A 9080-nucleotide genomic window follows, 5' to 3' on the forward strand; every position below is an offset into this window, starting at 1 on the left:
GCCAAGGAGACTGCGGCGCTGCCGCTGGGCGGGACCGGACCGTGAGCGGCGAGATCGAGATGCTGCTGCGCGGTGTCCTCCTGGGGATAGCCGTCGCGGCTCCCGTCGGACCGATCGGCGTGCTCTGCATCCAGCGCAGCATGGCGGCCGGATTCTGGGCGGGATTCAGCGGCGGCATCGGCACCGCGCTGGCCGACGCGCTCTATGCGACACTGGCGGCGGCCGGGTTCGCCGCGCTGGCCGGCGTGACCGAGGGTATGGCGGGGCAGGTGCTGCGCTGGGCCGGCGCGGCCTTCATCGCCTGGCTCGGCTGGCGCACCATGCTGGCGCCGGCGGCGACCAGAGCGGCCGAATCCGGACGCGAGGAACGGCCCTGGCGGCTCCTGGCTGTGACCTTTGCGCTGACCATGAGCAATCCGGCCACCATCCTGTCCTTCGCTGCCCTGTTTGCCGGGCTTGGCCTGGCGGCAGACGCGACGCCTGCCACGGCTACCGCAGCAGTTGCCGGTGTTTTCATCGGATCGCTGCTCTGGTGGGCATTCCTGAGCGGCAGCGTCGCCGTCCTGCGGCACCGCATCGACGAGGGCTGGAAGCGCTGGATCAACCGCATTGCCGGCGCCGTCCTGATCGCCTTCGCTCTCGCACTCGTGCTGTAGCAAGTCCTTGTCAGGGCGCATTTTAGCCGGCAATCTGCGCGGCAGTCCGGCGCATGCCAGCGCCGTCAAGGGGAGATGACAAGAATGACCATGCAATGGAAAAAGCTGGCCGCGGCCGCCCTGATTTCGATCGGGACGATGACGGCACTGCCGGCACTGGCGCAGGAGCTCAAGATCGGCCTGTCGGCGGAGCCCAGCGCGCTCGATCCGCATTATCACAATCTCGGCCCCAACAATCAGATCGCCTATACGATCTTCGACACGCTGATCCTGCAGAACGAGAACCAGAAGCTGGTGCCGGGCCTCGCCGAGAGCTGGAAGCCGCTCAACGAGACGACCTGGGAATTCAAGCTGCGCAAGGGCGTGAAGTTCCATGACGGCTCCGACTTCAATGCCGCCGACGTGGTCTTCTCGATCAACCGTCCGGCCAAGGTGCCGAACAGCCCGTCCTCGATGATCATCTTCACCCGCTCGATCGCCGAGATGAAGGTGGTGGACGATCACACCATCCACTTCGTCACCAAGTCGCCGCATCCGCTGCTGCCGACCGATCTCAGCCGCGTCGCCATCATGTCGGCCGAGGCGGCCAAGGCCGATGTCGCCGAAGGCATGACCACCGAAGCGCTGAGCAAGGGCGAAGGCCTGGTCGGCACCGGCCCCTACAAGTTCGTCGAGTGGGTGCGCGGCAACCGCCTCGTGCTGGAGGCCAACACGGCCTACTGGGGCGGCAAGCCGAACTGGGAGAAGGTGATCTACCGCCCGATGTCGAACGATGCCGCCCGCGTGGCTGCCCTGCTGGCGGGTGACGTCGACATGATCGAGAATCCGCCGCCGGCCGACCTCAAGAAGCTGCGCGAGAATCCCAACGTGAAGATCAGCCAGGCGGTTTCGAACCGGCTGATCTACATCCATCTCGACAGCTTCAGCGAGCCGACTACCGCCGGCATCCCCGATGCGAACGGCAAGAACCCGCTGAAGGACGCCCGTGTCCGCAAGGCGCTGTCGCTGGCGATCAACCGCGATGCCATTGCCAGCCGCATCATGGAGGGCCTGGGCCAGCCGACCGGCGACTTCCTGCCCTATCCGATGTTCGGTACCCGCCAGGATGCCAAGCCGGACAAGTATGATCCGGACCAGGCGAAGAAGCTGCTGGCCGAGGCCGGCTATCCGAACGGCTTCTCGATCACGCTGGGCACGCCGAACGACCGCTACATCAACGACGCGGAAATCTCGCAGGCGGTCGCCTCGCAGTGGACCCGCATCGGCATCAAGACCAAGGTGGAAGCGGTGACCCGCACGGTGTTCTTCAAGAACCGTGACGACTTCAAGTACTCCGCCTATCTGGCGGGCTGGGGTGCCGGCACCGGCGAAATGTCGGATCCGCTCCGCGCGCTGGTCGCCACGCCGAACAAGGAGAAGGGCTTCGGCACCACCAACAAGGGCCGTTACTCCAATCCGAAGATGGACGCGGTGCTGGAAGAGGCGCTGAAGACCGTGGACGACGCCAAGCGCGAGGCCCTGCTGCAGCAGGCATCCAAGATGGCGCTGGACGATCAGGCGCTGATCCCGATCCATATCGAGGTGACGCCTTGGGCGACGCGCAAGGGCCTGAGCTACAAGGCCCGCGCCGACCAGTACACCTTTGCCAACGGCGTGACGCGCGACTGACGCGTCCCGCACCGGAACAGGCGAACGCCGCGGCCACTGGCCGCGGCGTTTTCTTCTGTCAGAAGGTGAACTGCTCGCTCAGGATGCGTTCCTCGAGATCGTGGCCGGCATCGAACAGCAGGCGCAGCGCGATCTCGGGCGCTTCCTTGATCTCGACCTCGACGACATCGCGGACCTCGTGGAAATCCGCCGTGGCGGAGACCGGCCGCTTCGGCGTCTCCAGCACCTCGATCCGCACGGTGACACTGCGCGGCAGCAGGGCGCCGCGCCAGCGGCGCGGGCGGAAGGCGCTGATCGGGGTCAGCGCGAGTACGCCGGCATTGAGCGGCAGCACCGGGCCATGGGCCGAAAGATTGTAGGCCGTGCTGCCGGCCGGGGTGGCGATCAGCACGCCGTCGCAGATCAGTTCCTCGATCCGCACGCGGCCGTCCACCGAGATGCGCAGCTTGGCGGTCTGGCGCGTCTGTCGCAGCAGGGCCACCTCGTTGATCGCGAGCGCCGTCTCGGTCGCGCCGTTCACCGAAATGGCCTTCATGCGCAGGGGATGGACGGTGGCCGGATTGGCGCTGCCCAGCCGCGCCGGCAGGTCATCCTCGGCATACTCATTCATCAGAAAGCCGACGGTGCCCTGGTTCATGCCGTAGATCGGCTTGTTCAGATTCATGTAGCGGTGCAGCGTCTGCAGCATGAAACCGTCGCCACCGAGCGCCACGATCACGTCGCACTCCTCCGGCGGCGTATTGCCGTAGCGGTGGATCAGGCGCCTGCGAGCGGCTTCCGCCGACTCGCCATGGGCCGCGACAAAGGCAATCTTGTTCGGGTCGCTCATCCGGTTTCGCGGGATCTGGGCGGGCATCAGCCGCCGGTTACGCTCATATGGCGCGGCACAGCGGGCGCTGCGCGGCGGCGGTCGATGACGAAGTCATGGCCTTTGGGCTTGCGCTGGATGGCTTCCAGGATCGCGGCTTCGAGCGTGGCATCGCTTTCCGACTGTCGCAGCGGGGCACGGAGGTCGGCGGCATCATTCTGCCCCAGGCACATGTAGAGCGTGCCGGTGCAGGTGAGACGCACGCGGTTGCAGCTTTCGCAGAAATTATGGGTCAGCGGCGTGATGAAGCCGAGGCGCCGGCCGGTCTCGCGCACGACGTAGTAGCGTGCCGGGCCGCCGGTACGGTAGTCGGTCTCGTCCAGCGTCCATTTCCGCTGGATCGCGGCCCGGGCCATGGAAAGCGGCAGATACTGGTCGAGACGGGCGGCTTCGCCGATCTCGCCCATCGGCATCACCTCGATCAGCACCAGATCGAAACCCTGTTCGCCGCACCAGGCGATCAGGTCGTCGAATTCGTCGTCGTTCACGCCACGCAGCGCGACGGCATTGATCTTCACCTGCAGGCCGGCTGCCCTGGCGGCCCGAAGGCCGGACATCACTTTCTCCAGCTTGCCCCAGCGGGTGATCGCGGTGAATTTCTCCGGCTTCAGGGTGTCCAGCGAAACATTGATCCGGCGCACGCCGGCGGCGACGAGGCCTTCGGCATACCTGTCCAGCTGGCTGCCGTTGGTGGTCAGTGTCAGCTCGTCAAGCGCGCCGGTTTTCAGATGGCGGCCGAGGCTGTCGATCAGCGTCATGATCCCGCGCCGCACCAGCGGCTCGCCGCCGGTGAGGCGCAGCTTGCGCACACCGAGCCGCACGAAGGTGGAGCAGAGCCGGTCGAGCTCCTCCAGGCTGAGCACGTCGGCCTTGGGCAGGAAGGTCATGTCTTCCGCCATGCAGTAGTTGCAGCGGAAGTCGCAGCGATCGGTGACCGATACGCGCAGGTAGGAAATCGTGCGGCCGAAGGGATCCTGCATGCCTGAACGGGCCGCCACAATCTGGGCCCACCTCCAGTGGTTAACATAGAGAGGCACGGGGGTGGGGGCAATCCCCCGTCGATGCCGGGATCCGGCGGAAAAGGCGCTGAATCAGCCTGTCTGCTGAGGGTGAAGCGTCAGGCTGACCTGCACCACGTCGGAACCGGTATGACCCGGAACCGTTTTGAAGCCCAGTTCGGCAGCCAGCGCGCGCATGGCCTGGTTCTCCCGCAGGATGTCACCGATGATTTCCGCGGTGCCGCGCTGCCGGCAATACGCGATGATCTTGCGCATCAGCACCTCGCCCAGTCCGTGGCCCTTGAAATCGGACCGGACCAGCACGGCGAATTCGGCCCGCTGGTTGTCCGGATCGGTGATGGCCCGCACGACGCCCAGGGTCTTCTGTTTGCCGTCCAGAGTGGCGACGGCAATGAACGCCATTTCGCGCTCGTAGTCGATCTGCGTGAAGCGCGCCATTTCGCCGTGCGGGAGCTTGCGCATGGTGGAGAAGAAGCGCAGCCGGTAGTCCTCGGGCGAGACGCTGTCGACAAACTCCACATGCGCGGGTTCGTCCTCGGGGCGGATCGGTCGCAGCAGCACGGTCATTCCGTTCCGCAGCGTGGCGGTTTCCTCCAGCGCCTTGGGATAAGGGCGGATGGCCAGACGGTCATGGCCGACCCTGTCGCTGGGCCTGACCACGACGCGGGCGTCCAGTGCGATGAGGCCCTGGTCGTCGGCGAAGAGGGGATTGATGTCCAGCTCGTGGACTTCGGCGTGGTCGGAAATCAGCTGGCTGACACGGATCAGGATGGTGGCAAGTTCGCGGCGGTCGACGACGGGGAAATCCCGGTAACCGGACAGCAGCCGGCTGACCTTGGTGCGTTCGACCAGATCGTTGGCCAGATGCATGTTCAGCGGCGGCAGGGCGATGGCGCGGTCGCCGATCACTTCCACGCCGACGCCGCCCTGGCCGAACATGATCGCCGGTCCGAAGATCGGGTCGGTCAGCGCCCCGATGATCAGCTCGTGGGCGCGGGCCCTGCGGATCATCGGCTGGACGGTGAAGCCGTCGATGCGGGCCTCCGGCCGGCGCTCCCGCACGCGCGCCAGCATCGCCTCCGCCGCCGCCAGCAATTCGGACTCGCTGCTCAGGTTGAGGGCAACGCCGCCGACATCGGATTTGTGCGTGATGTCCCGCGACAGGATTTTAAGTGCGGCCGGGAAGCCGACCCGATGCGCGGCTTCGGCGGCGGCCTGCGGTGTCGCGGCCGGTTCGGTCGGCACGGCCGGGATGCCGTAGGCGGCGAGAAGGCGCTTGCCCTCGACCTCATTGAGCATCTGGCGCCCTTCCGCCAGCGCCGCCTCGATGATTCTGCGGACCGCGGCAAAGTCGGGCTGGAAATCCTCCGGCAGGGCATCGGGAATTTCCATCAGGTTCTTCATGTTGCGCCGGTATTCGACCATATTGGCGAAGGCGCGTATGGCGGAGTCCGGGGTGCTGAAACTCGTCAGCCCCGCTTCGGCGAACGCCTTGCGCGCGGCCACCACCGCGTCGCCGCCGGACCAGCAGGTCAGGATATTCTTGGTGGCGCCGCGGGCGGCCTCGATCACCGCCCGCGCCGGTTCGATCGAAGGCACGATCGCCGTGGGTGCATGCATGACCAGGATGGCGTCGACATTCGGATCCTTCAGCACCGCCTCGACGGCGAGGGCATAACGCTCGCTCGGCGCATCGCCGATAATGTCGAGCGGATTGCTGCGTGACCATGTGGAGGGTAGCACGGCGTCGAGCGCGGCGATCGTCTCGGGCGCGAGATCGGCAAGCTTGCCGCCATATTCCATCAGCTTGTCTACCGCCATGACGGCCGGGCCGCCGCCGTTGGTGATGATGGCCAGCCGCTCGCCCGGCAGCTGGCGGCTGCGGGCCAGCGTCTCGACGGCATCGAACAGCTGCTCGACCCCGTCCACGCGGAGGATACCGGCGCGCTGCAGCGCAGCCGAGTAGACATCGTCGCCGCCGGCAAGCGCGCCGGTATGGGACGCCGCCGCTTCAGCGCCGCGGGCGCTGCGGCCCGATTTCACCGCGACGATCGGTTTCGAGCGCGCCACGGCGCGGGCCGCCGAAAGAAACTTGCGTGCATGCAGGACGGACTCGATGTAGAGCAGGATCGCCCGGGTCTGCGGGTCGCCGGCGAGGTAGTCGAGGATGTCGCCGAAATCGACGTCGGCGGAATCGCCCAGCGACACGAAATGGCTGAAGCCGATCCGATGCTGCCTGGCCCAGTCGAGCACGATCGTGCACAGCGCGCCGGACTGGCTGATGAAGGCGAGTTGCCCCGGTTCGGCCGTCGCATGCGAAAAGCTCGCATCCAGTTTCAGCCCCGGAATCTGCATGCCGAGACAGTTCGGTCCGAGGATGCGCAGCAGATGCGGCTTGGCCGCATCCAGCATCGCCTGCTGCAGGTGACGCCCGTCCGGCAGGGTCTGCTGCTTGAGGCCGGCTGTCAGCACCACGGCGGCCCGGCAGCCGTATTCACCGAGCGCCGCGATCAGGTCGGGCACGGTCGCGGGCGGCGTGCAGATGACGGCGAGGTCCGGTGCCGAGGGCAGGGCACGGATGCCGGGAAAGCAGCGCAGGCCCTGCAGGGCGCGGTATTTCGGATTGACCGGCCAGATCTGCCCGCTGAAGCCGCCGCGCACGAGGTTCTGCAGCACGACGGTGCCGACGCGGTTCGGCCGCTCGGAGGCGCCGATCACGGCAACCGAACGCGGGGAGAAGAGCTTGTCGAGATTGCGGATCGTCATGGCAGCGGGGTGGCCTGTTCAGGGGTTCGAAGATCGGGGCGGGAAAGGAAGGCAAGGCCGGCGACGAGCAGCAGCGCCGCCAGCGGAACCGCCGGCACATGGCCGAACCACAGCGTTGCGGCGACGGCCGAGACGGCCAGCAGGCCGGCCGCCCATACCTGCGGACGGATTCGCTGCGGGCAATGGCGGTGGGCGGCGGCGGTGAGGGTCAGCATCGGCACGATGTTAGCGCAGAGCATGGCCGTGACCATGCCTTCAAGCACCCAGAGCCGGCTGAAGGGGAAAAAGGTCAGAAGGAAGACCGCCACCATCAGCAGGTTGTTCTGCACCGCCCATCCGGTGGTCCCGGTGCGGAGGATGCCGGCGCTCAGCGGCGACTTGACCAGCTGGATGGCCTTGATCAGCAGCAGCAGCGCGAAGGCGCCGGCGAGTTCGGGCGCCGCGTCGTGCGAGAGCAGCCGGAACAGATGGTCCTGCACGGCGAGGAACCCCAGCAGCAGGAGGGCGGCGGCGACGATCGCCTGACCGGATACCCGGCTGAGAATGATACTCGCTTCGGGGCGGCGCAGCGCATGGTGGACCAGACCGCCCCAGGCGGTGAGGAAGGGCAGCGCAAGCAGCGCCTCGAACAGGCCGGCGATCTGCGCGACGATGAGGAAGCGGCCTGCCGCCTCGATGGAGATGACGGCGGCGATCAGGAAGCGGGCCAGCGTGTCGAGACTGTAGAGCAGCATCAGGCCCGCCATCAGCGGCAGGCCGTAGCGCAACAGCCGCCTGGCATGGGGCAATGCGCCGCGCAGCCGGATGCGGCCGGCGAGAAGGGAAAGGCCGGCGAGACAGGCCAGGCCCTGTGCCAGGGCGCCGGCAGCGATCAGACCCGGCAGGCCGGCGTCGAAGCGGACGACCAGCAGGACGCTGAGCAGGAGCATGGCGACGAGCTGGGCGATGGCGATGAGGCTGGACAGCCCGATCTGGCGGGCGGCGCGCAGTTCGGTGAGCAGAAGCGTCTGCACGCAGCCGGAGAGCAGCGCCGGAACCAGCAGCCAGCCCTGCGGCAGCGGCTCGGCATCGAAGAAGGCCATGATCCGCGGGGTGGCAAACACCGCCCAGAGCAGCAGGCCGGCGGCCACGCTGGCACAGCCGCTCAGCAGCAGGCAGGCGCCGAGCAGGGCGGGGCGTTCGGATTCGTCATGCTGCGCATAGTGGTACAGATAGGCGAATTTGAGCCCGAGCAGGCCGAAGGTCGTGCCCTGCACCATGGCGGTGACGACCAGACTGTACAGCCCGAGTTCGGCGGCGGACAGACAGGCGGTGATCAGCGGCAGGAGCAGCAGGTTGCCGAGACTGAGCGTGCCGAGCGCCAGCAGATAGCCGACATAGTCGCGCCGCAGCGCCTCGAGAAATGCGGGAACGCCAGCCAGCCGATCCGGCGCAACCGTCCCATTCCTGCCCGGCATTACCAATCCGTTAAGTCTCATGGCATAAGTGTTGCCGGATTCCCATGCTTGATGACAATATCCGCGCGCAGATCGAAAATGCCCTGGTGATGGCCAAGGGCTTCTACGGCAAAGGCCGTATGAAGGAGGCGCAGCACGCCTGCAATCTCGTGCTGCGCATCGATCCGGCCAATGCGGGCGCCCGGATCCGGCTCGGTCTGATCGCGAAACACGAGGGCCGGCTGGACGACGCGATCCGCAGCTTCCGCGCGGCGCTGGAAACGGAACCCGACAGTATATTCGCGGCGCGCCAGCTGATCGCCAGCTACCGCCAGGCGCAGCAGCTGGATGCGGCGGAGGCGCTGATCGAGACATGGCTTCTGAAGGCGCCCGGGGACCCGGAGCTCCTGTTCGAGAAGGGCCGCTGCCGGCTCGATCGCGGCGACCTCGCGGCCGCGGCCGGCTGTTTCGACCGCATGACCGCGGTCAGCCCCGATGATGCGCGCGGCTTCAGCTTCCTCGGCATCGTCCTGCGCCGTCTGGGCGAGAAGCAGAAAGCCCATGCCGCTTTCCAGGCGGCGCTGGAACGGGATGCCGGAGATCCGGCAGCGCTCAACGGCGTCGGCAACCAGCTTCTGGAACGCGAGCAGTTTGCCGAAGCCGCGGA

7 protein-coding genes are annotated in these 9080 nt (G+C 67.0%); 3 read left to right on the forward strand and 4 right to left on the reverse strand.

Annotation, left to right across the window (positions count from 1 at the left end; all coding sequences use genetic code 11):
- The first annotated feature begins 41 nt into the window (after nt 1-41).
- Both VKZ87_RS11555 and VKZ87_RS11560 read left to right on the forward strand, forming a co-directional pair.
- Nucleotides 42-656, forward strand: coding sequence for a LysE family translocator (locus VKZ87_RS11555; RefSeq protein WP_324221411.1), 615 nt, complete (start codon nt 42-44; stop codon nt 654-656).
- An 84-nt stretch (nt 657-740) separates the two neighbouring features.
- Complete coding sequence (locus VKZ87_RS11560; RefSeq protein ID WP_324221412.1) at nt 741-2324, forward strand: ABC transporter substrate-binding protein; 1584 nt, start codon at nt 741-743, stop codon at nt 2322-2324.
- Between the two features lie 58 nt (nt 2325-2382).
- Here the strand turns inward: VKZ87_RS11560 and VKZ87_RS11565 are convergent, their stop codons facing one another.
- The 4 genes from VKZ87_RS11565 to VKZ87_RS11580 all read right to left on the reverse strand — a co-directional run bounded on the left by VKZ87_RS11565 (nt 2383) and on the right by VKZ87_RS11580 (nt 8434).
- Nucleotides 2383-3153, reverse strand: coding sequence for an NAD kinase (locus VKZ87_RS11565; protein ID WP_324221413.1), 771 nt, complete (start codon nt 3151-3153; stop codon nt 2383-2385).
- 26 nt (nt 3154-3179) lie between these two features.
- On the reverse strand, nt 3180-4172 hold the full coding sequence (gene moaA, locus VKZ87_RS11570; protein ID WP_324221417.1) for a GTP 3',8-cyclase MoaA: 993 nt from the start codon (nt 4170-4172) through the stop codon (nt 3180-3182).
- A 111-nt stretch (nt 4173-4283) separates the two neighbouring features.
- A complete protein-coding gene (locus VKZ87_RS11575) occupies nt 4284-6977 on the reverse strand; it encodes a bifunctional acetate--CoA ligase family protein/GNAT family N-acetyltransferase (protein ID WP_324221414.1) in 2694 nt (897 codons plus the stop codon).
- Nucleotides 6974-8434 (reverse strand): lipopolysaccharide biosynthesis protein, encoded by a 1461-nt coding sequence (locus tag VKZ87_RS11580; protein ID WP_324221415.1) that lies wholly within the window; start codon nt 8432-8434, stop codon nt 6974-6976. Before VKZ87_RS11580 ends, VKZ87_RS11575 begins: the two co-directional genes overlap by 4 nt.
- Before the next feature lie 44 nt (nt 8435-8478).
- On the opposite strand from VKZ87_RS11580, the gene VKZ87_RS11585 reads away from it, so the two are divergent.
- On the forward strand, nt 8479-9080 hold a 602-nt coding region (locus VKZ87_RS11585; protein WP_324221416.1), incomplete at its 3' end, for a tetratricopeptide repeat protein.

Source organism: Ferrovibrio sp., from assembly GCF_035304305.1.
GTDB lineage: Bacteria > Pseudomonadota > Alphaproteobacteria > Ferrovibrionales > Ferrovibrionaceae > Ferrovibrio.

Excerpts from the sequence above, each read along its gene's own strand:
- VKZ87_RS11575 (WP_324221414.1), bottom strand. The coding sequence starts at position 6,977 with ATGACGATCCGCAATCTCGACAAGCTCTTCTCCCCGCGTTCGGTTGCC.
- VKZ87_RS11565 (WP_324221413.1), bottom strand. The coding sequence starts at position 3,153 with ATGAGCGACCCGAACAAGATTGCCTTTGTCGCGGCCCATGGCGAGTCG.
- VKZ87_RS11580 (WP_324221415.1), bottom strand. The coding sequence starts at position 8,434 with ATGCCGGGCAGGAATGGGACGGTTGCGCCGGATCGGCTGGCTGGCGTT.
- VKZ87_RS11560 (WP_324221412.1), top strand. The coding sequence starts at position 741 with ATGACCATGCAATGGAAAAAGCTGGCCGCGGCCGCCCTGATTTCGATC.
- moaA (WP_324221417.1), bottom strand. The coding sequence starts at position 4,172 with ATGCAGGATCCCTTCGGCCGCACGATTTCCTACCTGCGCGTATCGGTC.